Annotated in this window: 21 protein-coding genes; 16 read left to right on the top strand and 5 right to left on the bottom strand. The window is 67.3% G+C overall.

The window, feature by feature from the left end:
• Window positions 1-1,584, top strand: coding sequence for an acetolactate synthase large subunit (locus tag RNZ50_18080; protein ID MDT8856906.1), 1,584 nt, complete (start codon window positions 1-3; stop codon window positions 1,582-1,584).
• 3 nt (window positions 1,585-1,587) lie between these two features.
• Here RNZ50_18080 and RNZ50_18075 read toward each other — a convergent pair whose 3' ends face one another.
• A complete protein-coding gene (locus RNZ50_18075; GenBank protein ID MDT8856905.1) occupies window positions 1,588-2,508 on the bottom strand; it encodes an alpha/beta hydrolase in 921 nt (306 codons plus the stop codon).
• Between the two features lie 152 nt (window positions 2,509-2,660).
• Here RNZ50_18075 and RNZ50_18070 point away from each other — a divergent pair, with 152 nt between their 5' ends.
• Window positions 2,661-3,101, top strand: a complete 441-nt coding sequence (locus RNZ50_18070; protein ID MDT8856904.1) for a hypothetical protein — start codon at window positions 2,661-2,663, stop codon at window positions 3,099-3,101.
• 344 nt (window positions 3,102-3,445) lie between these two features.
• Here the strand turns inward: RNZ50_18070 and RNZ50_18065 are convergent, their stop codons facing one another.
• Window positions 3,446-3,652: a cold-shock protein gene (locus RNZ50_18065; protein ID MDT8856903.1), complete on the bottom strand. Its 207-nt coding sequence runs from the start codon at window positions 3,650-3,652 to the stop codon at window positions 3,446-3,448.
• 227 nt (window positions 3,653-3,879) lie between these two features.
• Here RNZ50_18065 and RNZ50_18060 point away from each other — a divergent pair, with 227 nt between their 5' ends.
• Together RNZ50_18060 and RNZ50_18055 are read left to right on the top strand one after the other, a co-directional pair.
• On the top strand, window positions 3,880-4,401 hold the full coding sequence (locus RNZ50_18060) for a PhnA domain-containing protein (protein MDT8856902.1): 522 nt from the start codon (window positions 3,880-3,882) through the stop codon (window positions 4,399-4,401).
• Between the two features lie 137 nt (window positions 4,402-4,538).
• A complete protein-coding gene (locus RNZ50_18055) occupies window positions 4,539-4,742 on the top strand; it encodes a DUF2892 domain-containing protein (protein MDT8856901.1) in 204 nt (67 codons plus the stop codon).
• Window positions 4,743-5,128: 386 nt separating this feature from the next.
• On the opposite strand, the gene ettA is transcribed toward RNZ50_18055, so the two are convergent.
• Window positions 5,129-6,784, bottom strand: coding sequence for an energy-dependent translational throttle protein EttA (ettA, locus tag RNZ50_18050; GenBank protein MDT8856900.1), 1,656 nt, complete (start codon window positions 6,782-6,784; stop codon window positions 5,129-5,131).
• A gap of 143 nt (window positions 6,785-6,927) precedes the next feature.
• Between ettA and RNZ50_18045 the strand changes: the two genes are divergently transcribed.
• The gene (locus RNZ50_18045) at window positions 6,928-7,530 is read left to right on the top strand and encodes a nicotinate-nucleotide adenylyltransferase (GenBank protein MDT8856899.1); all 603 of its coding nucleotides are present in this window, start codon (window positions 6,928-6,930) and stop codon (window positions 7,528-7,530) included.
• Between the two features lie 128 nt (window positions 7,531-7,658).
• A complete protein-coding gene (gene dacB, locus RNZ50_18040) occupies window positions 7,659-9,149 on the top strand; it encodes a D-alanyl-D-alanine carboxypeptidase/D-alanyl-D-alanine-endopeptidase (GenBank protein MDT8856898.1) in 1,491 nt (496 codons plus the stop codon).
• Here the strand turns inward: dacB and RNZ50_18035 are convergent.
• Window positions 9,146-9,577 carry a tellurite resistance TerB family protein gene (locus RNZ50_18035; GenBank protein MDT8856897.1) on the bottom strand — a complete coding sequence of 144 codons (432 nt, stop codon included), beginning with the start codon at window positions 9,575-9,577 and terminating at the stop codon, window positions 9,146-9,148. The genes dacB and RNZ50_18035 overlap by 4 nt on opposite strands.
• A 140-nt stretch (window positions 9,578-9,717) precedes the next feature.
• Here RNZ50_18035 and RNZ50_18030 point away from each other — a divergent pair, with 140 nt between their 5' ends.
• From RNZ50_18030 to RNZ50_18020, 3 genes are all read left to right on the top strand, one after another.
• Window positions 9,718-11,307 (top strand): lysine--tRNA ligase, encoded by a 1,590-nt coding sequence (locus RNZ50_18030; GenBank protein ID MDT8856896.1) that lies wholly within the window; start codon window positions 9,718-9,720, stop codon window positions 11,305-11,307.
• Window positions 11,308-11,388: 81 nt separating this feature from the next.
• Complete coding sequence (locus RNZ50_18025; protein MDT8856895.1) at window positions 11,389-11,799, top strand: DUF4864 domain-containing protein; 411 nt, start codon at window positions 11,389-11,391, stop codon at window positions 11,797-11,799.
• Between the two features lie 222 nt (window positions 11,800-12,021).
• The gene (locus tag RNZ50_18020; GenBank protein MDT8856894.1) at window positions 12,022-14,310 is read left to right on the top strand and encodes a glycosyl hydrolase family 28-related protein; all 2,289 of its coding nucleotides are present in this window, start codon (window positions 12,022-12,024) and stop codon (window positions 14,308-14,310) included.
• A 54-nt stretch (window positions 14,311-14,364) separates the two neighbouring features.
• On the opposite strand, the gene RNZ50_18015 is transcribed toward RNZ50_18020, so the two are convergent.
• On the bottom strand, window positions 14,365-14,853 hold the full coding sequence (locus RNZ50_18015; protein ID MDT8856893.1) for a pyridoxamine 5'-phosphate oxidase family protein: 489 nt from the start codon (window positions 14,851-14,853) through the stop codon (window positions 14,365-14,367).
• 78 nt (window positions 14,854-14,931) lie between these two features.
• Between RNZ50_18015 and RNZ50_18010 the strand changes: the two genes are divergently transcribed.
• From RNZ50_18010 to RNZ50_17980, 7 genes are all read left to right on the top strand, one after another.
• Window positions 14,932-16,596: a SulP family inorganic anion transporter gene (locus tag RNZ50_18010; protein MDT8856892.1), complete on the top strand. Its 1,665-nt coding sequence runs from the start codon at window positions 14,932-14,934 to the stop codon at window positions 16,594-16,596.
• 366 nt (window positions 16,597-16,962) lie between these two features.
• Window positions 16,963-18,927 carry an acetate--CoA ligase gene (gene acs / locus RNZ50_18005; protein ID MDT8856891.1) on the top strand — a complete coding sequence of 655 codons (1,965 nt, stop codon included), beginning with the start codon at window positions 16,963-16,965 and terminating at the stop codon, window positions 18,925-18,927.
• A 33-nt stretch (window positions 18,928-18,960) separates the two neighbouring features.
• Window positions 18,961-19,614 carry an adenylate kinase gene (locus RNZ50_18000; protein MDT8856890.1) on the top strand — a complete coding sequence of 218 codons (654 nt, stop codon included), beginning with the start codon at window positions 18,961-18,963 and terminating at the stop codon, window positions 19,612-19,614.
• Window positions 19,615-19,680: 66 nt separating this feature from the next.
• Window positions 19,681-19,938: a DUF4212 domain-containing protein gene (locus RNZ50_17995; protein MDT8856889.1), complete on the top strand. Its 258-nt coding sequence runs from the start codon at window positions 19,681-19,683 to the stop codon at window positions 19,936-19,938.
• A 16-nt stretch (window positions 19,939-19,954) separates the two neighbouring features.
• Window positions 19,955-21,973, top strand: coding sequence for a sodium:solute symporter family protein (locus RNZ50_17990; protein ID MDT8856888.1), 2,019 nt, complete (start codon window positions 19,955-19,957; stop codon window positions 21,971-21,973).
• A 54-nt stretch (window positions 21,974-22,027) separates the two neighbouring features.
• Complete coding sequence (locus tag RNZ50_17985) at window positions 22,028-23,851, top strand: DUF294 nucleotidyltransferase-like domain-containing protein (protein ID MDT8856887.1); 1,824 nt, start codon at window positions 22,028-22,030, stop codon at window positions 23,849-23,851.
• 10 nt (window positions 23,852-23,861) lie between these two features.
• Window positions 23,862-24,383 carry a hypothetical protein gene (locus tag RNZ50_17980; protein MDT8856886.1) on the top strand — a complete coding sequence of 174 codons (522 nt, stop codon included), beginning with the start codon at window positions 23,862-23,864 and terminating at the stop codon, window positions 24,381-24,383.

Below are 24,383 nucleotides of genomic sequence, written 5' to 3'. Positions count from 1 at the left end.
ATGGCGACAGAGCGCGACACAGAGCAGACCGGGGCCGAGGCGCTGGTGCATACCCTGATTGCCGGCGGGGTGGATACCTGTTTCGCCAACCCCGGCACCAGCGAGATGCATTTCGTGGCGGCGCTGGACCGCATTCCGGGCATCCGCTGCGTGTTGGGGTTGCAGGAAAACACCGTCACCGGCATGGCGGACGGTTACTTCCGCGTGACGCGCCGCCCGGCCGCGACCCTGCTGCATTGCGGGCCGGGCTATGCCAACGGCATCGCCAACCTGCACAATGCGCGCCGGGCGGGCAGCGGAATGCTGAACATCGTCGGGGACCATGCCATGCCGCATGTGATGCACGACAGCCCGCTGACGGCGGATGTCGATGCGCTGGTGGGGGCGACCTCGGACTGGCACGCCTTCGGCACCGACCCGGCGCGGATCGGCGCCGATGCCGCCCGGGGGCTGGAGGCCGCGGGGGATGGCTATGGCCGGGTGGCCTCGCTGGTGCTGCCCGCCGATGTGTCGTGGGGCACGGGCGGGGTAGCGGCGCAGCCGCAGCCGCCGCGCCCGCCGCGCGCCGCAGGCCCGCAGGCGGTGGCCCGGGTGGCCCGCGCGCTGCGGTCGGGGCGGAAGGCGCTGATCGTGCTGGGCACGCCCGCCGTGGTGCCGGGGCTGCACCCGCTGCTGGCCGGGATCGCGCAAGCGACCGGGGCCGTGCTGACCGGCAGCCCGATGATCGCCAGCATCCCGCGCGGCCGCGGGCGGCTGGTGCTGCCGGTGGTGCCCTATGCGGTGGACGAGGCGATCCGGGTGCTGGCGCCCTATGACATCGTGGTGCTGGTCAACTGCCCGCCGCCGACCGGGTTCTTCCGCTATCCCGGCCGGCCGAGCCTGATGCACCGGCCCGACGCCGAGGTGCTGACCCTGTCGCGGCAGGATCAGGATGCGGCGGGCGCGCTGGCCGCGCTGGCGGCGGAACTAGGGGCCGCGCCGGTGGCGTTTGCCGTGTCTGCGGGCGGCATTCCGGATGCGTCGGGCCCGCTGGACCCCGACAGCCTTGCCGCCGCGGTGGCGCGGATGCTGCCGGAGGACGCGATCGTGGTCAACGAGGCGCTGACCCTTGGCAGCGGGTTCGCCGCGGTGATGCCGCTGGCCGCGCCCTGCGACTGGCTGACGGTGACCGGCGGGGCAATCGGCGGCGGCATCCCGCTGGCGACCGGGGCGGCGATCGGGGCGCGGGCGGACGGGCGGCCGGACCGGCGGGTGGTGACGCTGCAGGCCGACGGCTCTGCCGCGTATACGGTGCAGGCGCTGTGGACGCAGGCGCGCGAAAAGCTGCCGGTCACGACGCTGCTGCTGAACAACCGCGCCTATGCCATCCTGCTGGACGAGTTTGCCAAGGTTGGCGCCACCCCCGGCCCGACCGCGCGCGACATGATGAGCCTCGACCGCCCGGCGATCGACTGGAGCGCGCTTGCCGCGGGCTTCGGGGTCGCTGCGGCGGCGGTGGAGACGGTGGCCGGATTGAAGGGCGCGCTTGCCGCGGCGCTGGCGCTGGACGGGCCGATGCTGATCGACGTGCGCTTCGCCGGGTAGGGGTCAGGCGGGGGCAGCGAGGCGGGCGGGGGCGGCGAGGCGGGCGATGGCGGCGGTGATGGCGGCAAAGCCGGCGGCGGCGCGGGGCACCGAGGCCCGGGCGCGCAGGTAGCCGTGGACGAGGCCGGGTTCAAGCTGCCATTCGGCCTCGACCCCGGCGGCCAGCAGCGCGTCGCGGTAGTCGCGGCCGTCATCGGCCAGCGGGTCGCATTCGGCGCTGAAGATCGCGGCCGGGGGCAGGCCGGAGAAATCGGTGGCCTGCAGGGGGGAACAGGTGGGGTCGCCCTCCGGTTCGGGCCCGGCGTGGCGGACGGCGGCGTAGAACAGCACGTCGTCGCGGCTGAGTATCGGGGCATGGGCGTGGGTGATGTAGCTGCCACGCTCGCGGTTGCCGCCGAGGCCGGGATAGACCAGCACCTGCCCCAGGATCGGCAGCCCGCGCGTGGCCAGCGCCACCGAGGCCGCCAGCGCCCCGCCCGCGCTGTCGCCCGCGAGGATCAGCGGGCCGTTTTCGGCAAGGGCGCGGGTGACGGCCAGACAGTCTTCATAGGCGGCGGGGTGCGGGTGTTCGGGGGCAAGGCGGTAATCGACGCTGACCACGGGAAGGCCGGTGGCGGCGCAGATCTCGGCGCAGACATCGTCGTGGCTTTCAAGGCCGCCGACCACGAAGCCGCCGCCATGGAACCAGACCACGGTCGGGCCGCTGCCCGCGTAGGCCCGGGTCGGCACGCCCGCCACGGGCCGGTCTGACACCCGGACGCCGGGCGGGGCCGCGCGGTGAAAGGCGCGGCACATCCGGTCATAGACGGCGCGCTGTTCGGCAATGCTCAGCCCCGCGGCGTCGGGCGGGTAATGCGCGGCGGTCTCGCGGATGAAGGCGCGGGTCGGGGCGTCGATAAGGGTTTGGTAATCGGGATCGGTCATTCTGGGCGCACCTTGGTGAACCTGCACAGTGCGCCAGTTCGGCCCGTGCCGCAACCGTGGCAAACGAAGGGGGGAATGCCCGGATTTATCCTTAATTGCGCCCGATCCCGGGGCTAGGCCGCAAGGGAAACCTCGTCTCTATGGAGAGAAACATGCAGTTCATTCGCCAGATGGATCAGGACTCGGCCGCGCTCGTCGGCTGGGGGATCCGCGTGCTGGTGCTTTCGTCGGGCGAGGACGCCCGGCGCGGCGTGACGGCCCGGCGGCTTTCGGGGCTGGGCGGGCAGGTCGATTGCGAAACCGAGATGTTCTCGGCGCTGGGGATGCTGATCGACGATCCGGCGGGCTATGGCCTGTTCGTGATGGAATGCGACGGGTTCGGCGGGGAAGAGGCCGGTCGGCGGGCCTGGTCGATGCTGGGCGACATCGTGGGGCGGGTGCCGGTGATTCTGGTGACGCGCGACTGCCAGTCGCAACTGTTTCCTGAGGACCGGCGCGCACCCATCGTGCTGCGGGCGCCGCTGTCGGCGGTCTCGCTGCGGGTGGGGTTCGAACATGCGATGCGTCACCGGGTGATGTGGCACGCGATCTGAGGGCTGAGGGCTGAGGGCTGAGGGCCGGGCCGGTGCGGCTGGCCGTTGCGCTGCGGTGCAATGGGGGGATGTGCCGGACCATCGCGGGGCGGGGCTTTGCGTGCCGAAGTGTTTCGGGCGCTGTGCTCTGCGCGGGACCATCAGGGGCGGGGGGTGCAGGGGGCGTTGCGGGCCAGAAGCCTGAGGGCATTGCGCGGCGCGGCGGATCATCGCGGGGCGGGGCGCTGCGTGCCGGAGTGTCAACGCCGTGTGTCAGACGGTTCGGGGCCGGACAGTTGCGGGGCGGCAAATGAAAACGGGGCAGGCCCGCAAGGCCTGCCCCGTTTCAAATTCTGTCTGTCGGATCAGGAGATCGACAGGTTGGTGGCCGATTCGCGGCCGTCGCGGCCAGCTTCGATATCGAACGTCACAGCCTGACCATCGGCCAGCGAACGGATGCCTGCACGCTCAAGAGCGGTGATGTGCACGAACACGTCCTGCTTGCCGCCTTCCGGGGCAATAAAGCCGAAACCTTTGGTGGCGTTGAACCATTTCACGGTGCCTTTGGCCATCGTGGAGTCTCCTCTAAAGTCCCGCCCGCGGAACTGCGGCGGCTTGGCTCAGTCAGGGCAAGATCGAAAGACTGTGCCTTGAAGCAGGAGACAGTGGTCGATAGTGATAACGTCGCACACTTTTGATGGCGCATTGCGGCCCGAAAAGCAAGGTGATTCGGGGTTGACGCATTGCAACTGGCGGCGGCGCGCCGCAAGGGCGGGCGACACAGGATGGGAGTTCCGGCGTGGCGATGGATGATCTGACGGCCCGTGCGGGCGGCGTCTGCGAATTTTGCGGCGCGGCCGGGGGGCTGGCGGCGGTCGATGTGCCGCCTGCGGGCGACATCCTGCTGTGCGCCGCGTGCCGGGGCGACGAGGCGGCGGTCGCGGGGCATTGGCGCTGCCTTGAAGGGGCGGCGTGGTCGGCGGTGCCCGCGGTGCAACTGGCGGTGTGGCGCAAGCTCGGCACGCTGGACGAGGCGTGGGCGGCCGAGGCGCGTGACGGGATGGACCTGGGCGACGAGGTGCGCGGCTGGGCCGAGGTCGCGCCGGGCGTGGTGCATCGCGACTGCAACGGCGTGGTGCTGGCGACCGGGGATTCTGTGGTGTTGATCAAGGATCTGGTCGTGAAGGGGGCAGGCTTCACCGCCAAGCGGGGCACGCCGGTGCGGGGCATCGCGCCGGTTGCCGACAATGCGGCCCAGATCGAGGGCCGGGTGGAAGGGCAGCGGATCGTCATTCTGACCGAGTTTGTCAAGAAGAAGTGACGCGGCTGCAAGGGGTTGGCGGGACGGCGCATCGCGCGCCCCGCCATTACATTCTATAACTTGAATTTGTTTTCCGGCACTGCTATGTCAGGGCAGAGGCGGGCGCTTGGGGCGCCTGCGATGCGGGGAATACGACCATGACGCTTGACCGTTCCGTGATGATGTTTGCCGGGATCATGGTGCTGATCTCGGTTCTGCTGACCACCTTCGTTTCGCCGCTGTTCGTGTGGTTCACGGTGTTCATCGGGGCGAACCTGATCCAGTCCTCGTTCACCGGCTTCTGCCCGGCGGCGACGGTGTTCCGCAAGCTGGGCGTGAAATCCGGCTGCGCGTTCGAGTGACGGTCGGCAGGGTGCGGCGTGGCTGCACCCTGCCGTTCGGGTTTCAGAAGATGTTGGTCACGTAGAGCAGGATGATGACCACGACCGGGACGCCGAGCATGTAGGCGAAGATGCCTTTCATGGGATTTTCCTTTGTGTTGCTGTGTGATGCAACGCGGGGCAGGGCAGTCGGGTTCCCGGGAATCTCGGGCCTCCCTTCGACGGGACTGGCCGCCCTGAACGGGCGGGCAGGCGCCGTGGCACCGCCCCAAGGGCGGTGCTGCCGTCATGCAGGCTCCGGTGCCGGTGGAAAGGCGGGTGCCTCCGGCGGGGATATTTGGGCAAAGATGAACGGCAAAGGCCGGTCACAGGAACAGTTTCAGCATCGCGGGGGCGAACCGCTTGGCCTAGCGCGAGAACTTCTTGTATTTCACGCGCTTGGGTTCGATCGAATCGGGGCCGAGGCGGCGGACCTTGTCGGCCTCGTAGGCCTCGAAGTTGCCTTCGAACCATTCGACATGGGCATCGCCCTCGAAGGCCAGGATGTGGGTGCAGAGCCGGTCGAGGAAGAAGCGGTCGTGGCTGATGATGACGGCGCAGCCCGCGAAATCGTCGATGGCGGATTCGAGCGCCTGCAGGGTTTCCACGTCAAGGTCGTTGGTCGGCTCGTCCAGCAGCAGCACGTTGCCGCCCGAGCGCAGCAGCTTGGCCATGTGGACCCGGTTGCGTTCGCCGCCCGACAGCAGGCCGACCTTCTTCTGCTGGTCGGAGCCCTTGAAGTTGAAGGCGCCGCAATAGGCGCGCGAGCTCATCTCGGCGTCGCCAAGGTGGATGACCTCCAGCCCTTCCGAGATTTCCTCCCACACGGTCTTGTTGGGGTCGAGCGCGTCGCGGCTCTGGTCGACGTAGGACAACTGCACGGTGTCGCCCAGCGTGATGGTGCCCTCGTCGGGAGCCTCCTGCCCGGTGATCATGCGGAACAGGGTGGATTTGCCCGCCCCGTTGGGGCCGATCACGCCGACGATGCCGCCGGGGGGCACGGTGAAGCTGAGATTCTCGATCAAGAGCTTGTCGCCCATGTGCTTTTTCAGGCCCTGCACGTCGATCACCTTGCCGCCAAGGCGTTCGCCGTTGGGGATGATGATCTGCGCGGTCGAGATCTTTTCGCGTTCGGAGGCACCCGCCAGTTCGTTGTATTTGCTGATACGCGCCTTCTGCTTGGTCTGCCGGGCCTTGGCGCCCGAGCGGATCCACTCCAGTTCGCGTTGCAGCACCTTCTGCTTGGCCTTGTCTTCGCGGGCCTCTTGCAGCAGGCGCTTGGCCTTCTGTTCCAGCCAGGCGGAATAGTTGCCCTCGTAGGGAATCGATTTGCCGCGTTCGAGTTCGAGAATCCAGGTGGTGATGTCGTCGAGGAAGTAGCGGTCGTGGGTGACGATCAGGATGGTGCCTTCGTAGGCGATCAGGTGCAGTTGCAGCCAGGCGATGGATTCGGCGTCGAGGTGGTTGGTCGGTTCGTCGAGCAGCAGCATGTCGGGCGCTTCGAGCAGCAGCTTGCAGAGCGCGACGCGGCGTTTCTCGCCGCCTGAAAGGGTGGACACATCGGCATCGTCGGGCGGGCAGCGCAGGGCCTCCATCGCGACGTCGATCTGGCTGTCGAGATCCCAGAGGTTCTTGGCGTCGATGGTGTCCTGCAACGCCGCCATCTCGTCGGCGGTTTCGTCGGAATAGTTCATCGCCAGTTCGTTGTAGCGGTCGAGGATCGCCTGTTTGGGTGCCACGCCAAGCATGACGTTGCCGCGCACGTCGAGCGATTCGTCAAGCTGCGGTTCCTGCGGCAGGTAGCCGACTCGGGCGCCCTTGGCGGCCCATGCGTCGCCGGTGAAATCCTTGTCCATGCCCGCCATGATGCGCAGCAGGGTCGATTTGCCCGAGCCGTTGACGCCGACGACGCCGATCTTGACGCCGGGCAGGAAGTTCAGATGCACGTTCTCGAAACACTTCTTGCCGCCGGGATAGGCCTTGGAGACGCCTTCCATGTGGTAGACATATTGATACGAGGCCATTGTCATCTCCCGTGCGCTGCGCTGGGGGTATTTAGCGGGAATGCCGCGCAAGCGCAACGCGGGGGTTTGACGGGGGCCGCGGTGCCGGGTTTGCCGGGTTTTTTGGCGTTTTCACGGGCTTGGCGATACGATAGCAATCGTTCATGAGAACCGGCTTTCCCATTGCGCGCCGAGGCATGACGATCGGCCTGCTGGGCGGGTCGTTCGATCCGGCGCATTCGGGGCACGCGCACATCACCCGCGAGGCGCTGAAGCGGTTCGGGCTGGACCGGGTTTGGTGGCTGGTAAGCCCCGGCAACCCGCTGAAGGCACGGGGGCCGGCCCCGCTGGCCGAGCGCATGGCGCGGGCGCGGGTGGTGATTGACCATCCGCGGGTGGTGATTTCGGATGTCGAGGCGCGGCTGGGCACAAGGTATACCGCCGAGACGCTGGCGGCATTGCAGGCGATCTATCCGCAAGTGCGCTTTGTCTGGCTGATGGGGGCGGACAATCTGGTGCAGTTTCACCGCTGGGACCGCTGGCAGTGGATCATGGGGCATGTGCCGGTCGGCGTGCTGGCGCGGCCGGGGGCCGGGGTAGCGGCGCGGCGGTCGGTGGCGGCGCGGGCCTATCGCGCCTGCCGGGTGCCCGAGGCGTTTTCGGCGGGGCTGGCGCGGCGCGCGGCCCCGGCATGGTGCTTTGCCGATGTGCCGCTGGTCGATGTGTCGTCGAGCGCGATCCGGGCGCGGGGCGAGTGGCGGCGCTGATCGGGGGCGCCGGTCTTGCGGGAAGGCTGCCCCCAAGGCGGGTATTTTTTCCAAGAACAAACCGCAGGCAGGGCGTGGTTGCAGACCTGTGACTTGTCTTGGGACAGGGTGCGCGGTTAGGTGGGGGAATGAGCGGGAACGCACAGATGATTTCGCGGCGATGGCTGCTGGGGGCGCTGCTGGCGGGCGTGGCGGTGCCTGCGGCGGCAGAGGCGCCGTTGACCTCGCTGTTCCCGATGCCGCGCGGGGCCACCCTGCGGGCGCCGGTGCCGAAGCCCGCCGCGGCGCTGATCGAGGCGGCAAAGCTGGGCGGGGCGGTGGGGTTCGTGGTGGCCGATGCCGCGACCGGCGAGGTGCTGGAAAGCATCGGCGCGCGGCTGGCGCGGCCGCCGGCCAGCACGCTGAAGGCGATCACCGCGCTGTATGCGCTGGAGCGGCTGGGGGCGGGGCACCGCTTTGCCACGCGGCTGCTGGCGACCGGGCCGCTGGTGGGTGGGCGGATCGAGGGCGATCTGGTGCTGGTGGGGTCGGGCGATCCGACGCTGTCGACCGATGTTCTGGGCGACATGGCGGAGGCGCTGGCGGCGCTGGGGGTGCGTGAGGTGGCAGGGCGTTATCTGGCCTTTGGCGGGGCCTTGCCGGCCGTTTCCCGCATCGACCCGGGACAGCCCGACCATGTCGGCTACAACCCCGGCATTTCGGGGCTGAACCTGAATTACAACCGGGTGCATTTCGAGTGGAAGCGGGCGGGCGGCGGCTATGACGTGGCGATGGATGCCCGGGCCGAACGTTTCGTGCCGCGGGTGTCGATGTCGCGGATGCAGGTGGTGAACCGCTCGGTGCCGCTGTTCACCTATCAGCAGGGCGATTCCGCCGACAACTGGACGGTGGCGCAGGCGGCGCTGGGGCAGGGCGGCAGCCGCTGGATGCCGGTGCGGCACCCCGATGTCTATGCCGCCGAGGTGTTCCAGACGCTGGCGCTGGCGCAGGGGGTGAAGCTGCCGGTGGCCGGGTTCGTGCGGGTGCTGCCCGAGGGCCGGGTGCTGGTGGAACGGCAGAGCGCCGATCTGACGCCGATGCTGCGCGATCTCTTGCGGTTCTCGACCAACCTGACCGCCGAGGTGGTGGGGCTGACCGCCTCGGGCGCGCGGACGTTGGAGGGATCGGCCGGGCAGATGGCGGCATGGGCGGCGGAACGCTACGGGCTGCGGGCGCGGTTTGTCGATCATTCCGGCCTGGGGGCGGGGTCGCGCATCGCGCAGGCCGACATGGTGGCGGCGCTGGTGGCGGGGCGCAACGGGGCGGCGGGGCCGCAACTGCATGGCGTGCTGCGCGATTTCGGGATGCGCGACGCCCAGGGCAGGGTGATCGAGGGCCATCCGGTGCGGGTGCTGGCCAAGACCGGAACGCTGAACTTCGTCTCGGGGCTGGCGGGCTACATGGTGCCGAAGGCCGGGCGCGAACTGGCGTTTGCGGTCTTTGCCAGCGATCTGGCGCGGCGCGGGCGGCTGGACCTTGCCGAACGCGAGCAGCCCCCCGGCGGCGAGGACTGGACCCGCCGCGCCCGGCAGTTGCAGGCGCGGCTGCTGGACCGCTGGGCCGGGCTTTACATCGCCTAGAGGCGGAGGTGCCGGGCGCGGGCGCCCCATTCGATGGCGGCGGCGTGCAGTCGGTCGACATTCAGCTCGTGCCGGATCTCCTCCAGCATCCGCAGCTCGGTGTCGCGCAGCTTGCCGTCGGCCGCCACCACGTCGCAGGCCAGCGCATAGGCGGTTTCGTTGAACCTCTCGGGGAGGCCGTCGCGGATCAGGCCGAACAGGGCGTCGAGCCCGTCCTCCTCCTCGAACAGGTCGAACACGGTCTGGGCGATCTGGCGGATGCGGTCGTCGTCGTAATCGGCGAAGATCGGCTGGTGGTTCACGATGCGCTGGATCGCCACCAGTTCCGAGGTGCGGATGGTTTCGTCTGACGCGGAGACCGCGATCATGATCGCGACAAGGGCATCCTGCGGTGACAGCGAGGCGGGCGTTTCGGGCACTTGGGTCATCCTTTGCACACATGTGGCGGGAAACGCATCCGGCTTTGGACGCGCCTGCCGAGGTGCAGAATATTGACGGGGGGGGCGCACGGCAATAGAGGACGGGGGCGCAGCGGCACGGGGCCGGTGCGCGGATGGGGTATGCGCTGATGTCCGCTCTTCGTGACGCTGCACTGAAATCGAAAGCCTGGCCGTTCGAGGAGGCCCGGCGCATTGCCAAGCGTTATGAAAAGAAGGCGCCGGCGAAGGGCCACGTTCTGTTCGAGACCGGCTACGGGCCAAGCGGCCTGCCCCATATCGGCACCTTCGGCGAGGTGGCGCGCACCACGATGATCCGCCGGGCGTTCGAGGTGATCTCGGACATCCCGACGCGGCTGATCTGCTTTTCCGACGATCTGGACGGGATGCGCAAGATCCCCGACAACGTGCCGCAGCCCGAGATGCTGGAAGGGCACCGCCAGAAGCCGCTGACCTCGGTGCCCGACCCGTTCGGGCAATACGAAAGCTTCGGCGCGCACAACAACGCCATGCTGCGGCGGTTTCTCGACACCTTCGGCTTTGAATACGAATTCATCAGCGCCACCGACTTCTACCGCTCGGGCCGGTTCGACGCGACGCTGCGGCTGGCCTGCGAACGCTATGACGCGATCATGGAGATCATGCTGGCGTCGTTGCGCGAGGAGCGGCAGCAGACCTATTCCTGCTTCCTGCCGATCTCGCCCTTGTCGGGGCGGGTGCTTTACGTGCCGATGAAGGAGGTGAATGCCAAGGACGGCACCATCACCTTCGAGGGCGAGGATGGCCGCGACTGCACCCTGCCGGTGACCGGCGGCAACGTGAAGCTGCAATGGAAGCCCGATTTCGGCGCGCGCTGGGCGGCGCTGGATGTCGATTTCGAGATGTACGGCAAGGACCACAGCACCAACACCCCGATCTACGACGGCATCTGCGAGGTGCTGGGCGGGCGCAAGCCCGAGCATTTCAGCTATGAGCTGTTCCTTGACGAGACCGGGCAGAAGATCTCCAAATCCAAGGGCAACGGGCTGACGATCGACGAGTGGCTGACCTATGCCGCCACGGAAAGCCTGAGCTATTTCATGTATCTCAAGCCCAAGACCGCCAAGCGGATGCATTTCGACGTGATCCCCAAGGCGGTTGACGAATATCACCAGCAGTTGCGCGCCTACCCGGGCCAGGATGTCGAGGCGCAGGTGAACAACCCGGTCTGGCACATCCACCATGGCCAGCCCCCTGCGTCGCACATGGTGGTCAGCTTCGCGATGCTGCTGAACCTGGCGTCCGTGTCGGCGGCGACCGACAAGGCCGGGCTCTGGGGCTTCATCAAGCGTTACGCGCCCGATGCCTCGCCCGAAACCCACCCCGACCTGGACGCGGCGGCCGAATTTGCCGTGCGCTATTTCCGCGACTTCGTGGCCCCGACCCGGGCGTTCCGTCTGGCCGATGCCCGCGAGGCGGCGGCGATGGCCGAACTGCGGGCAAGGCTGGCCGTGTGGGAGGGCGGCGCGGATGCCGACGCCCTGCAGACCATGGTGTTCGCGGTCGGCAACGAGCATGGCTTCGCCCCGCTGCGCGACTGGTTCAAGGCTCTCTACGAGGTGCTGCTGGGTGCCTCGGAAGGGCCGCGCTTCGGCGGGTTCATCGCTCTTTACGGCGTACAGGAAACTATCGCGCTGATCGACCGGGGGCTGGCGGGGTCACTGGCGCCGGCGGCGGCCTGATCCCGCCCCGGCAAGCCGCTTGACCAGGGCCCGGTTCGCCCTACCCTCTGCTCTAAGGGGACGCGAACCGGAGGTCGTATCATGCGTCATGCCGTTTACGGACTGCTTCTTGCCGCCTCGCTCGCCACGCCGCCCAGCGCCGACGAGCCGCGCAACAGCGGCATCGAGGCCACGATCAACGGCCAGATCGCGGCCTTCCTGGCCGACGACTTTTCCCGCGCCTTCACCTTCGCCTCGCCCGGCGTCAGGGACATCTTCCGGAATGCCGAGAACTTCGGCACCATGGTGAAGCGCGGCTATCCGATGGTGTGGCGCCCGGCCGACGTGAAGATGCTGGAACTGCGCCGCGTGGCGGGCGGGCTGTGGCAGCGGGTGATGGTCAGGGATCAGGGCGGGCGGATCCACATGCTCGACTACCAGATGGTCGAGACCCCCGAGGGCTGGCAGATCAACGCCGTGCAGCTTCTGCCGCACACCGGCGTGGGGGCCTGATCCCGGGGGTTTCTTCTTGGCCCAAATACCCTCGCCGAAGGCATCCGCCCGCGGGCAAGGGTGCCGCGCCCGGCATCCGGGGCCAAAAATTTTGCTGCAAAATTTTTCCCGCGCGGGCAGCGCGCGCCGGTCACAGGGCGCATTAACCGTTCGTTGGTAATCCTTTGGCCTCACCGCGGCGTCACGGCGCCGGGTTGGCGGAACGAGGCGAGGGTTTACCGAATGAACAAGGCGATTACCGACGGGCTGGTGCTGATGCCGCCGCCGTTTTCGGCGGGGCTGAACCTGTGGTCGCGCGAGGATGGCACGCCGGGTTCCGGCTCCTGGGCGGGGCAGCCGAATGCGGCCTATGTCCCGGCCGATCAGGATTTCGGCGGCTGTCTGGAACTGCAGAAGACCGAATCCACCCAGAAGCTGCGCTGTTTCGCGCAGATCCCGATGCAGCCCGGCATGTATCTGCGGGTCACCGCGCGCGTCAAGGCGCTGGCGGGCAACCTGCCGTCGGTGCGGATCGCGGGCTGGGCCGGGTCCGTCACCGGCGGCAATGTCGCGGCGGCGGTCCAGCAGGGGCCGTCTGTCGCGCTGACCTCCTATGGCGCGGTGGTGACGGTTCAGGCGATCATCGGCGGCGGCAACCGGCAGGGCGTCGACATGGTCTGGGGCACGGTGCCGGTCTATGGCCACCTGGGGCTGGACCTGACGGGGGCCACCGGCGGCGTGGTGCGGATCGACGACATCGTGATCGAGGATGTGACCGACGTGTTCCATCGCAAGATGATGGACTGGGTCGATGTGCGCGACTATGGCGCGGTGGGCGATGGTGTCACCGATGACACCGCGGCCTTTGCTGCGGCGGATGCGGCGGCGGCGGGGCGGATGGTGCTGGTTTCGGCGGGCAGCTACTACCTTGGCAGCCACATGACGTTCGAAAGCCGGGTCCGGTTCGAGGGCACGGTGACGATGCCTGCGGCGATGCGGCTTGCCTGCACGCGCAACTACGATCTGGACACCTATGCCGCCGCCTTCGGGTCCGAGATCGCCGGGTTCCGCAAGGCGCTTCAGGCGCTGTTCTACTTCACCGACCATGTCACGCTGGACCTGAGCGGGCGGCGCATCGACCTGGCCGAGCCGATTGACGTGGCGGCGGTCTGTGGGCTGGCCTCGTTCGCGCAGCGCCGCCTGCTGACCAACGGCCAGTTCAACGCGCTGACCGGCAGCGCCTGGGACAGTGCCACCACGACCTCGGTCGCGACCTACAGCGTCGCCGATCCGGGGCGGCTGACCGGGGTCGCCAACGTGGCGAACATCGAGGTCGGCTCGCGCATCACCGGCACCGGCGTCGGGCGCGAGGTCTATGTGCGGTCGAAGAACATCGGCGCGGGGACCGTCGAGCTGAGCCAGCCCCTGTGGGGCGCCGCGGGCACGCGCAACTTCAGCTTCACCCGCTACCGCTACATCCTGGATTTCAGCGGTTTCAGCGCGCTGAGCAAGTTCGAGATCACCGATATCGAGTTCCAGTGCAACGGGCGCGCCTCGGGCATCATGCTGGCGCCGGCCGGGTCGGTGTTCCGCATGGCCGACTGCGTGGTGAACCTGCCCAAGGACCGCGGCATGACCTCGACCGGCGCGGGCTGTCAGGGCCTGCTGCTGGACCAGTGCCAGTTCCTGTCGAACGAACAGGGGGTCGTGGCGCAGGACCGCACCACCGTCGCGCTGAACGTCAACAGCAACGACACCAAGATCCGCAACAACCGCATCGTGCGCTTTGCCCATTTCGCGGTGCTGAAGGGGTCGGGCCACATGATCCTGGGGAACCACTTCTTTCAGGGCGACGACAGTGCGGCGGGGCTGCGCCGGGCGGGGCTGGTGTTCACCCAGACCAATGTCAGCTCGATCGTGTCGGGCAACTATGTCGACAACTGCTTCATCGAATGGACCAACGAGCACGACCAGTCGCCCGAGTTCTTCAACGAGTTTTCCTTTGGCGGGCTGAACATCAACACCAACATCTTCATCGCCTCGAACGTGGCGCCCAGCTTCCGCTGGATCGTGATCACGCCCTACGGTCCGGGGCATTTCATCAGCGGCATGAGCATCGTCGGCAACAGCTTCCGCGTCTACAACGCCACGATCGACCGGGTGGAAAAGGTCGATACCAGCTTTGCCACGCTGGACTACGGCCGCTTCCGCAACGTGCTGGTCGATACCAATTCGTTCAACGCGGTGGAGCAGGGCACGGTCAGCCCGGTGACGATCGAGCATACCCAGAACACCGCCGCCGACACCTGGGTGGTTGACGGATCGGCCTTCATGCCGTTCGGGGCCTGGGCGCGCAATGTGCGCTCGGTCGTGGCGGAAGGTGCGATCACCAGCGCCGCGAACGTGGCGCAGACGATCACGCCCTTTGTTCAGGTCGAACAGGGGCCGGGGAAGGGCATGGTGAACCTGCGCTGGCCGTCGGCGGTCAAGGGGATGGTGCATGTCACGCTGCGCTGCGACAACCCGGTGTAACCGTCGGCCAAGGCAGGAAAGGGGGGCGGCCTTGCGGGGCCGCCCCTTTTCGCATCAGGGGCAGAGATCGTCGGGCGTCAGCCGGAAGGCGCGGCCGAAGCCGCCGTTCAGCAGCGCCGACAGGGGCGTGAGGCGGACAAAGGCGAAATCGGCGAAATCGACGTAAAGCCTTGCCTTGGGGTGGCCCGACAGCCAGTGGTCGCGCAGGGCGGCGTGGCCGGGTGCCGCGCGGTCGAGGAAGGTCGCGGTCACGCGGACCATCAGGCGCGGGCTGGTCAGCGGGTCGCCCTTGGGTCCGGGGTCCCCGACCATCAGCGCCGCGACCGGCCGGGCCCGCAGCGCCGCCGTATGGGGGGCAAGGGCCGATATCAGCGTCAGCGGCAGCCCGTCCGGGCAAAGCCCGAGCGCGATGCGGCTGATGCCGGGGGCGCCGTCGGGGTCGATCACCGCAAGTGCTGCATGGCGGGCCTGCGCCAGAAGCGCCAGCGCCTGTGCGCGGGACTCGGGGTCGGCGGGGGCCACGGGGTCGGGGCGCTGTTGCATGAATTGCCTTGCAGGGGTGATTGACAGCCGCGTGATGGGGGCGCTTTGCTGCGGCAATCTAATCCCAGCAGGTGACTCATGCCAGACTCAAGTCGTGCCCCGACTTTTACGGAACAGTTCCTGCCCAAGATTTTTACCGTGTTGCGAGAGGGGTATGGCCTGCGCGAGTTGCGCGACGACGCGATTGCCGGGCTGACGGTGGCGATCGTGGCGCTACCCCTGTCCATGGCGATCGCGATTGCCAGCGGGGTCGGCCCCGAACGCGGGTTGTACACCGCCATCGTCGGCGGCTTTCTGGTTTCCTTGCTGAGCGGCAGCCGCTTTCAGGTCGGCGGGCCGGCCGGGGCGTTCATCGTGCTGGTCTCGGCCTGCGTCACCGCGACCGGGATCGACGGGCTGATGCTGGCCACGTTTCTTTCGGGCATCCTGCTGATGATCACGGGGGCGCTGCGGCTGGGCACCTATATCCGCTTCATCCCCTATCCGGTGACGGTCGGCTTCACGACGGGCATCGCGGTGATCATCTTTGCCAGCCAGATCAAGGATCTGCTGGGGCTGTCGGTTGACGGGCAGGAGCCGGGCGAGATCATAGCCAAGGTCGAAACGCTGTGGGCGGCGCGGGAAACGCTGACGCCTGCGGCGGTGGGCGTGGCGTTTGTGACGATTGCCACCATCGTGGGAATGAAGAAGTTCAGGCCGCAATGGCCGGGGATGCTGATCGCGGTGATCGCGACCGGGCTGGCGGTGGCGCTGCTTGACCTGCCTGTGCAGACCATCGGCACCAAGTTCGGCGAGTTGCCGCGCGTGCTGCCCGCGCCCGCGCTGCCGGTGATCAATGCCGAGACGCTGATGGCGGCGCTGCCCTGGGCGCTGACCTTCACGCTGCTGGGGGCGATTGAGTCGCTTCTGTCGGCGGTGGTGGCCGACGGAATGACTGGGCGGCAGCACCGGTCCAACGCCGAGCTGATCGGGCAGGGGGTCGCCAACATGGGGTCGGCGGTCTTTGGCGGCTTCTGCGTCACGGGCACCATCGCGCGCACCGCGACCAACGTGCGCGCCGGGTCGCGCGGGCCGGTTTCGGGAATGCTGCACGCACTGTTCATCCTGGCCTTCATGCTGGTGGCGGCACCGCTGGCGGCCTACATCCCGCTGGCGGCGCTGGCCGGGGTGCTGGCGGTCGTCGCCTGGAACATGGCCGAGAAGGAGGAGCTCTGGGCGCTGATCCGGTCTTCGCGCGGCGATGCGATGGTGGTGATCGTGACGCTGCTGCTGGTGGTGTTCCGCGACCTGACCGAAGGCATCATCGTGGGCTTTGCGCTGGGCGGGCTGGTGTTCATCCGCCGCATGTCGGATGCGACGGTGGTGCGCCGGTCGCCCGAAACCGAAGGCCGCTATGACCCGACTGCGGCCAGCGACAAGAACATGGTAGTCTATCACCTGAGCGGGCCGTTCTTCTTTGGCGCCGCCGCCCAGCTTGGCTCGGTGCTGGACCGGATCGCCGACCATCCGCGTGCCTTTGTGGTCGATTTCTCGGACGTGCCGTTCATCGACAGCTCGGGCGCGCGGTCGTTCGAACTGCTGGGGCGCAAGTGCCACCGGCAGGGCGGGCAGCTGTTCCTGGTGGGCACCAATTCCGAACTGCGCCGCGTGCTGCTGGCGGCCGGGGTGCGCGAGCCGCATGTGCGCTACCTGCCCGACGTGGCGGGGGTGCGGGACGTGCTGCGCGCCACGCCCCCGGCCTGAGCCGCAACCCGAATCAACCGCGTCAGAACCAACCCGCGGCGGCCCTGCGCGGGTTCCGCGTGACGTTGCGTCATTTCCCGGACCGGGCGCCCGGCGCGCGGTTTGTTGCCGGAGATGCCCGCAACCTCACCGGTTTGTGAAGGCCTATGGGCTTGAAATTTAATGTCTAATTTTGGCCGTATTCGGCAATATTTACAGCATTGACGTGATGCCAGTAAACGAATTGACAGAAAAATGCAGTCAATAAAAAGGCTTACGAAAAAATTGACACATGCGCTATGATGGCTTCAGGGATGAAATGACTCACGCGTCCGGCGCGGGGTCGTATGCATGGCGCCAATGGTGCCGGTGAGAGGGAGAACTGTCATGTCGGATCAAGTCGTGGCGCAGGGCGTCCATGAGGCGTCTGCCGATTTCGTGAGCAACGCGCATGTCGATGCGGCGGCCTACAACAAGATGTATGCCAACTCGGTCGCGGACCCCGTGGCCTTCTGGGCCGAGCAGGGCAAGCGGCTTGACTGGATTCAGGACTATACCAAGGTCAAGAACACCGACTTCACGCTGGGTCAGGTGTCGATCAAGTGGTTCGAGGACGGCACGCTGAACGTCTCGTCCAACTGCATCGACCGGCATGTGGCGCGGCGCGGCAGCCAGACCGCGATCATCTGGGAGCCCGACAACCCGGCCACCCCGACGCTGCACATCACCTATGCCGAACTGCTGGAAAACACCTGCCGCATGGCCAACGTGCTCAAGGCGCATGGCGTGCGCAAGGGTGACCGCGTCGTGCTTTACCTGCCGATGATTCCCGAGGCCGCCTACGCCATGCTGGCCTGCGCCCGGATCGGGGCGATCCATTCCATCGTGTTCGCCGGCTTCTCTCCCGATGCGCTGGCCAACCGGATCAACGACTCGCAGGCGCGCATCGTGATCACCGCCGACTATGCGCCGCGCGGCGGCCGCAAGACGCCGCTGAAGGCCAATGCCGACGCGGCCCTGCTGCACTGCAACGACCATGTGAAGTGCATGGTGGTCCGGCACACCGGCGACCAGCTGTCGTGGCTGCCCGAGCGCGACATCGACGTGAAGGCCGAGATGGCCGAAGCCGCGCCATATTGCGCCTATGTCGAGATGAACGCTGAAGACCCGCTGTTCATCCTCTACACCTCGGGATCGACCGGCAAGCCGAAGGGGGTGGTGCACACCTCGGGCGGCTATCTGGTCTATGCCGCGATGACGCATCAGATGACCTTCGACTATCACGACGGCGACGTGTTCTGGTGCACGGCGGACGTGGGCTGGGTCACCGGGCACAGCTACATCATCTACGGCCCGCTGGCGAACGGCGCCACCACCGTGATGTTCGAGGGCGTGCCGACCTATCCCGACGCGGGCCGCTTCTGGGAAGTGTGCGCCAAGCACAAGGTCACCCAGTTCTACACCGCCCCGACCGCGATCCGCAGCCTGATGGGCATGGGCGCGCAATGGGTGGAAAAGCACGACCTGAGCAGCCTGAAACTGCTGGGCTCGGTCGGCGAGCCGATCAACCCCGAGGCGTGGAACTGGTACAACACCCATGTCGGCAAGGGCAATTGCCCGATCGTCGACACCTTCTGGCAGACCGAGACCGGCGGCCACCTGATCACGCCGCTGCCGGGCGCCATTCCGCAAAAGCCGGGGTCGGCGACGAAGCCGTTCTTCGGGGTGACGCCGGTCATCCTCGACCCGGCGACGGCGCATGTGCAGGAAGCCACCGAAACCGAAGGCGTGCTGTGCATCGCCGACAGCTGGCCGGGGCAGATGCGCACGCTCTGGGGCGACCACGAGCGGTTCGAGGAGGCGTATTTCAGCCAGTATCGCGGCTATTACTTCACCGGCGACGGCTGCCGCCGCGATGCCGACGGCTATTACTGGATCACCGGCCGGGTCGATGACGTGATCAACGTCTCGGGTCACCGCATGGGCACGGCCGAGGTTGAATCGGCGCTGGTGGCGCACTCGGCCGTGGCCGAGGCCGCCGTGGTCGGCTATCCGCACGACATCAAGGGACAGGGCATCTATGCCTATGTCACGCTGATGAACGGGGTCGAGCCCTCGGACGACCTGCGCCGCGATCTGGTGAAATGGGTCCGCACCGAGATCGGCCCGATCGCCAGCCCCGACCTGATCCAGTGGTCGCCCGGCCTGCCCAAGACCCGCTCGGGCAAGATCATGCGCCGCATCCTGCGCAAGATCGCCGAGAACGACTATGCCGCGCTGGGCGATACCTCGACGCTGGCCGATCCGTCGGTGGTCGAGGATCTGATCGAGAACCGGATGAACCGGGCCTGATCCGTGGATTCGCAAAGTCAAAACCCCCCCGCCGTGCTGATCCTGCTCGGGCCGCCGGGGGCAGGAAAGGGCACGCAGGCCCGGATGCTGGAAGAAGGCTTCGGCCTGGTTCAGCTTTCGACAGGTGACCTGTTGCGCGCCGCAGTGGCGGCGGGCACGCCTGCCGGGCAGGCCGCGAAAGCGGTGATGGAAGCGGGCGCGCTGGTCAGCGACGACATCGTGCTGGCGATCCTGAAGGACCGCATGGCGGCGCCCGACACGGCGCGCGGCGTGATCCTCGACGGGTTCCCGCGCACCGACGGGCAGGCGGCGGCGCTTGACGCGCTGCTTGCCGGGACCGGGCAGAAGGTCACCGCCGCGATCAGCCTTGAGGTCGATGACGAGGCGATGGTGGGCCGCGTGTCCGGCCGCACCACCTGCGCCACCTGTGGCGAGGGCTATCACGACACGTTCAAGCAGCCCGTCGTGGCGGGAACGTGCGACAAATGTGGCGGCACGGCGTTCAAGCGCCGGGCCGACGACAACGCTGAAACGGTGCGTGAACGGCTGAAAGCCTATCACGCCCAGACGGCACCGCTGATCGCCTATTACGAGGGCCGCGGCGTGCTGGAGCGGATCGACGCGATGGGGTCCATCGCAGACATCCGGGCCGGCCTCGGCGCCATCGTGGACCGGGTATCGGTATAAGGGGAGACCCGCACCCCCCGGACAAGGGGTGCGGGAATGGAGCAAAAACTGCAGGGAGTAGCACTCATGGCGGACAACAAATCGTCCAACGCCTATTGGGCCGCAAACGTCCGGATCATCCTGGTTTCCTTGGTGGTCTGGTTTGTGTGTTCATTCGGTCTTGGAATCCTTCTGCGCCCCGCGCTGCAAGGCATCATGGTCGGCGGCGCCGACCTTGGCTTCTGGATGGCCCAGAACGGGTCCATCTACGTCTTTCTCGTTCTGATCTTCGGCTATGCCTGGCGGATGAACAAGCTCGACAAAGAATTCGGCGTGGACGAATAAGGGAGCATCAGGGACAATGGATCAGTTTACCCTCAACCTGATTGTGGTTGGCTTTACGTTTGCCATCTACCTCGGGATCGCGGTCTGGGCCCGTGCGGGCACCACCGCGGAATTCTATGCCGCAGGCCAGGGTGTTCACCCGGTTCTGAACGGCATGGCCACCGGCGCCGACTGGATGTCGGCCGCCTCGTTCATCTCGATGGCGGGCATCATCGCGCTGGCTCCGGCGGGCGGCTATGAACAGTCTGCCTACCTGATGGGCTGGACCGGCGGCTATGTGCTGCTGGCGCTGCTGCTTGCCCCCTATCTGCGCAAGTTCGGCAAGTTCACCGTGCCCGAATTCATCGGCGACCGCTTCTACTCCGGCGGCGCGCGTCTGCTGGCCGTGATCTGCCTGATCGTCATCTCGGTGACCTACGTTATCGGCCAGATGCGCGGTGTGGGCGTGACCTTCGGGCGCTTCCTCGAAATCTCGACCGACATGGGTCTTTATATCGGCGCGGCGATCGTGTTCGCCTATGCCGTGCTGGGCGGCATGAAGGGCATCACCTACACCCAGGTGGCGCAGTATGTCGTGCTGATCATCGCCTACACCATTCCGGCGATCTTCATCTCGCTGCAACTGACCGGCTCGTTCATGCCGCAGATGGGCCTGGTCGGGACGCATGAGGCGTCGGGCGTGGCCTTCCTTGCCAAGCTTGACCAGGTCGTGACCGAACTCGGCTTCCGCGCCTACACCTCCGAGACCACCAACATGCTGAACATGTTCCTGTTCACCATGTCGCTGATGATCGGCACCGCGGGTCTGCCGCACGTCATCATCCGCTTCTTCACCGTGCCGAAAGTGTCTGACGCGCGGTCCTCGGCCGGCTGGGCGCTGGTCTTCATCGCGCTGCTCTACACGGTCGCTCCGGCCGTGGGCTCGATGGCCCGGATGAACCTGACCACCACCATGTGGCCCTCGGCCGCAACCGGCAACGCGCTGGACGGCCCGGCGATCACCCGCGCCGAGATCGACAGCAACCCGGATCTGAGCTGGGTCCGCACCTGGGAGAAAACCGGTCTGCTGGTCATGTCCGACCTGAACGGCGACGGTCAGATCCAGTACTTCAACGACGCACCGCTGGCGGCCACCAAAAAGGCCGTTGCCGATACGACCAAGGCGCTGGTCGATGCCCGCGCTGCCGCAGGTCTTGCCGAAGTCCCGGCTGCCGACCTGACGACCCCGGAAGCCGTCGTTCGCAACGGTGCGGAAGACCCGGCGCTGGCTGCCCTGCAGCTGGCCATGGTGACCGCCCAGGAGGCGGCTGCCGCCAAGCGCGCCGAAACCATGATCGGCGGGCAATCCATCGCCGACCGTGGCTGGATCGCCAACGAAGTGACCAAGCTGGACAACGACATGATGGTTCTCGCGAACCCTGAAATCGCTGCCCTGCCGGGTTGGGTCATCGCCCTGGTCGCCGCCGGCGCCCTGGCGGCTGCCCTGTCCACCGCTGCGGGCCTGCTGCTGGCGATTTCTTCCGCCATCAGCCACGACCTGATCAAGGGTTCGATCAATCCGAACATCTCGGAAAAGGGCGAACTGCTGGCGGCGCGGATCTCGATGACCTTCGCCATCGGTATCGCGACCTGGCTCGGCCTCAACCCGCCCGGCTTTGCGGCGCAGGTTGTGGCGCTGGCCTTTGGTCTGGCGGCTGCGACCATCTTCCCGGTTCTCATGATGGGGATCTTCTCCAAGCGTGTGAACAAGCAAGGTGCCATCGCCGGGATGCTGGTCGGCCTGATCTTCACGTCGGTCTACATCTTCACCTTCAAGGGCTGGTTCTTCGTGCCGGGCACCAACACGCTGCCCGATACCCCGGACCAGTATTTCTTCGGCATCTCGCCGCTGTCGATCGGTGCTGTCGGCGCCATCCTGAACTTCGCGGCGGCCTTCATCGTGTCGGCTGTCACCAAGGCGCCGCCGGCCCATGTGCAGGCTCTGGTGGAATCGATCCGCGTGCCGCGCGGCGCAGGCACCGCCCGCGCCCACTAATGACCCTGGCGCGTCCCCCGACCGGGGGGCGCGCCGCCTTTCAGGAAAGTGACAATGGACAATACTCAAAAGGTGATCATCGGTTTTCTGGAGACCGTGCATCCCTATGACAGCCTGCCGCAGGACGAGTTGGCGCGTGTCGCCACTTCCTTCAGCCGCAGGGAATATGCGACCGGCGAGGAGGTCTATCGCGCGGGCGACGCGCTGCGGGGCATCTACCTGCTGAAAAGCGGCGCGGTCGAGGTGCTGGAACCTTCGGGCGGCGTGGTGTCTCTGCTGGGGCCGCGCAATTCCTTCGGCGAGCGCGGGCTGCTGCGCGACGGGGTGGCCGCCACCACGGCGCGGGTGACCGCGGATTCGGTGCTGCTGCTGCTGCCGACCGCCGAATTCCGCCGCCTGATGGCGGGCTTTCCCTCGTTCGAGCGGTTCTTCAGCCGCAGCCGCAGCAACGATGGCCGCATCGCCGATCTGACGACGCAGAAGGTCGCCGACCTGATGGCGCGCAAGCCGGTGGTCTGCGGCCCCGACGACAGCATCCGCGTGGCGGCGGGCAGGATGCGCGACGCGCATGTGTCGTGCCTCGGCGTGGTGGAGGACGGGATGTTCCTCGGCATCGTCACCACGCGCGACATGACCAACAAGGTGCTGGCGGTGGGGCTGGACCCGGCAAGCCCGGTGGTGGGGGTGATGACGCCCGACCCCGTCAGCCTGACGCCGCAGGGGCTCGGGTCCGACATCCTGCACATCATGCTGGAACGCCGGATCGGCCATCTGCCGGTGGTCGAGGACGGGCGGCTGGTGGGCATGATCACCCAGACCGACCTGACGCGGTTCCAGGCGGTCAGCTCGGCGCAGCTGGTGCGCGATGCCGCCACCGCCGACGACGTGGCGGGGCTGGCCGCCGTCACCGCCCGCATCCCCAAGCTGCTGGTGCAACTGGTCGGCGGCCACAACGCGCACGAGGTCGTCACCCGGCTGATCACCGACATCTCCGACACCGTGACCCGCCGCCTGCTGACGCTGGGCGAACAGAACCTTGGCCCCGCGCCGGTGCCCTATCTGTGGCTGGCCTGCGGGTCGCAGGGGCGGCAGGAACAGACCGGCGTGTCCGATCAGGACAACTGCATGATCCTCGACGATGCCGCGACCGAAGCCGACATGGTGTATTTCGCGGCGCTGGCGAAGTTCGTCTCGGACGGGCTGCACGCCTGCGGCTATGTCTATTGCCCCGGCGACATGATGGCGACCAACCCGAAATGGTGCCAGCCCGCCCGCGTCTGGCGCGACTATTTCTGGAACTGGGTCCACAAGCCCGACCCGATGGCGCAGATGCTGGCCAGCGTGATGTTCGACCTGCGCCCGATCGGCGGCAAGACCGGCCTGTTCCACGATCTTCAGGCCGAAACGCTCGAAATGGCGGCGAAGAACTCGATCTTCGTGGCGCACATGATCGCCAATTCGCTGAAGCATACCCCGCCGCTGGGCCTGCTGCGCGGCTTTGCCACCATCCGCTCGGGCGAGCACAAGAACCACATCGACCTCAAGCACAACGGGGTGGTGCCGGTCACCGACCTTGGCCGGGTCTATGCGCTGATCGGCCAGTCGGTCGCGGTCAACACCCGCGCCCGGCTGGAGGCGGCCGAGGATGCCGGCGTGATCTCCATTTCCGGCGCCCGCGACCTGATCGAGGCCTACGACATGATCGCCCAGGTCCGGCTGGAAAACCAGGCGCGGCTGATCCGGTCGGGCCGGGCGCCCGACAACTTCCTTGCCCCCTCGGATCTGTCGGATTTCGAGCGGTCCCACCTGCGCGACGCCTTCGTGGTCGTGCGCACCATGCAATCCTCCCTGGGCTCTGCCCGGGGTGCCAGAACGTGAAAGACCGCCGATGCTGATGGATCTTGTCGCCACCATTGCCGCAGGGGCCGGCCTTGCCGGCATCGTGATGGCGATACGCTGGCTCAGCCGGGGGCGGCTGCCGAAATACATTCTTCCCGCCGCGATCGGGGCGGGGATGCTGATGTTCTCGGTATGGAACGAATACAGCTGGTATCCCCGCGTTTCGGGCGCGCTGCCCGACAATGTGGTGATCGTCTCGGCGCCGGAAGACCGGGTGTTCTACCGGCCCTGGACCTACCTTTTCCCGGTCTCCAGCCGCTTTCTGGCGCTGGACCGCACGGCGATGGCAACCTCGGCCACCAATGCCGATCTGCGCCGCGCCGATGCGATGATCGTGCAGCGCTGGGCTGCGGTGCAGCGCGTGCCGCTGGCGTTCGATTGTGCAGGCGGCCGCCGGGCCGACCTGATCGACGGGGCGGCCTTGGCCGCCGACGGCACCCTGACCGGTGGCCGGTGGCTGGAGGTCGGGCAAGAGGACGAGATGCAGAGGGCGGCCTGCCAGGGGGGATAA

It is taken from the genome of Paracoccaceae bacterium Fryx2 (genome assembly GCA_032334235.1).
GTDB lineage: Bacteria > Pseudomonadota > Alphaproteobacteria > Rhodobacterales > Rhodobacteraceae > JAVSGI01.
This window is presented reverse-complemented; position numbering and strand designations above follow the sequence as displayed.

Bases quoted from the DNA above. Each gene is read 5' to 3' on its own strand.
- ettA (MDT8856900.1), bottom strand. From the start codon at position 6,784: ATGGCCTCGTATCAATATGTCTACCACATGGAAGGCGTCTCCAAGGCC.
- RNZ50_18070 (MDT8856904.1), top strand. From the start codon at position 2,661: ATGCAGTTCATTCGCCAGATGGATCAGGACTCGGCCGCGCTCGTCGGC.
- RNZ50_18015 (MDT8856893.1), bottom strand. From the start codon at position 14,853: ATGCAACAGCGCCCCGACCCCGTGGCCCCCGCCGACCCCGAGTCCCGC.
- RNZ50_18075 (MDT8856905.1), bottom strand. From the start codon at position 2,508: ATGACCGATCCCGATTACCAAACCCTTATCGACGCCCCGACCCGCGCC.
- RNZ50_18045 (MDT8856899.1), top strand. From the start codon at position 6,928: ATGAGAACCGGCTTTCCCATTGCGCGCCGAGGCATGACGATCGGCCTG.
- RNZ50_17985 (MDT8856887.1), top strand. From the start codon at position 22,028: ATGGACAATACTCAAAAGGTGATCATCGGTTTTCTGGAGACCGTGCAT.
- RNZ50_18020 (MDT8856894.1), top strand. From the start codon at position 12,022: ATGAACAAGGCGATTACCGACGGGCTGGTGCTGATGCCGCCGCCGTTT.
- RNZ50_18080 (MDT8856906.1), top strand. From the start codon at position 1: ATGGCGACAGAGCGCGACACAGAGCAGACCGGGGCCGAGGCGCTGGTG.
- RNZ50_18055 (MDT8856901.1), top strand. From the start codon at position 4,539: ATGACGCTTGACCGTTCCGTGATGATGTTTGCCGGGATCATGGTGCTG.
- acs (MDT8856891.1), top strand. From the start codon at position 16,963: ATGTCGGATCAAGTCGTGGCGCAGGGCGTCCATGAGGCGTCTGCCGAT.
- RNZ50_18025 (MDT8856895.1), top strand. From the start codon at position 11,389: ATGCGTCATGCCGTTTACGGACTGCTTCTTGCCGCCTCGCTCGCCACG.
- RNZ50_18035 (MDT8856897.1), bottom strand. From the start codon at position 9,577: ATGACCCAAGTGCCCGAAACGCCCGCCTCGCTGTCACCGCAGGATGCC.
- RNZ50_18010 (MDT8856892.1), top strand. From the start codon at position 14,932: ATGCCAGACTCAAGTCGTGCCCCGACTTTTACGGAACAGTTCCTGCCC.
- RNZ50_17980 (MDT8856886.1), top strand. From the start codon at position 23,862: ATGCTGATGGATCTTGTCGCCACCATTGCCGCAGGGGCCGGCCTTGCC.
- RNZ50_17995 (MDT8856889.1), top strand. From the start codon at position 19,681: ATGGCGGACAACAAATCGTCCAACGCCTATTGGGCCGCAAACGTCCGG.
- RNZ50_17990 (MDT8856888.1), top strand. From the start codon at position 19,955: ATGGATCAGTTTACCCTCAACCTGATTGTGGTTGGCTTTACGTTTGCC.
- RNZ50_18065 (MDT8856903.1), bottom strand. From the start codon at position 3,652: ATGGCCAAAGGCACCGTGAAATGGTTCAACGCCACCAAAGGTTTCGGC.
- dacB (MDT8856898.1), top strand. From the start codon at position 7,659: ATGAGCGGGAACGCACAGATGATTTCGCGGCGATGGCTGCTGGGGGCG.
- RNZ50_18030 (MDT8856896.1), top strand. From the start codon at position 9,718: ATGTCCGCTCTTCGTGACGCTGCACTGAAATCGAAAGCCTGGCCGTTC.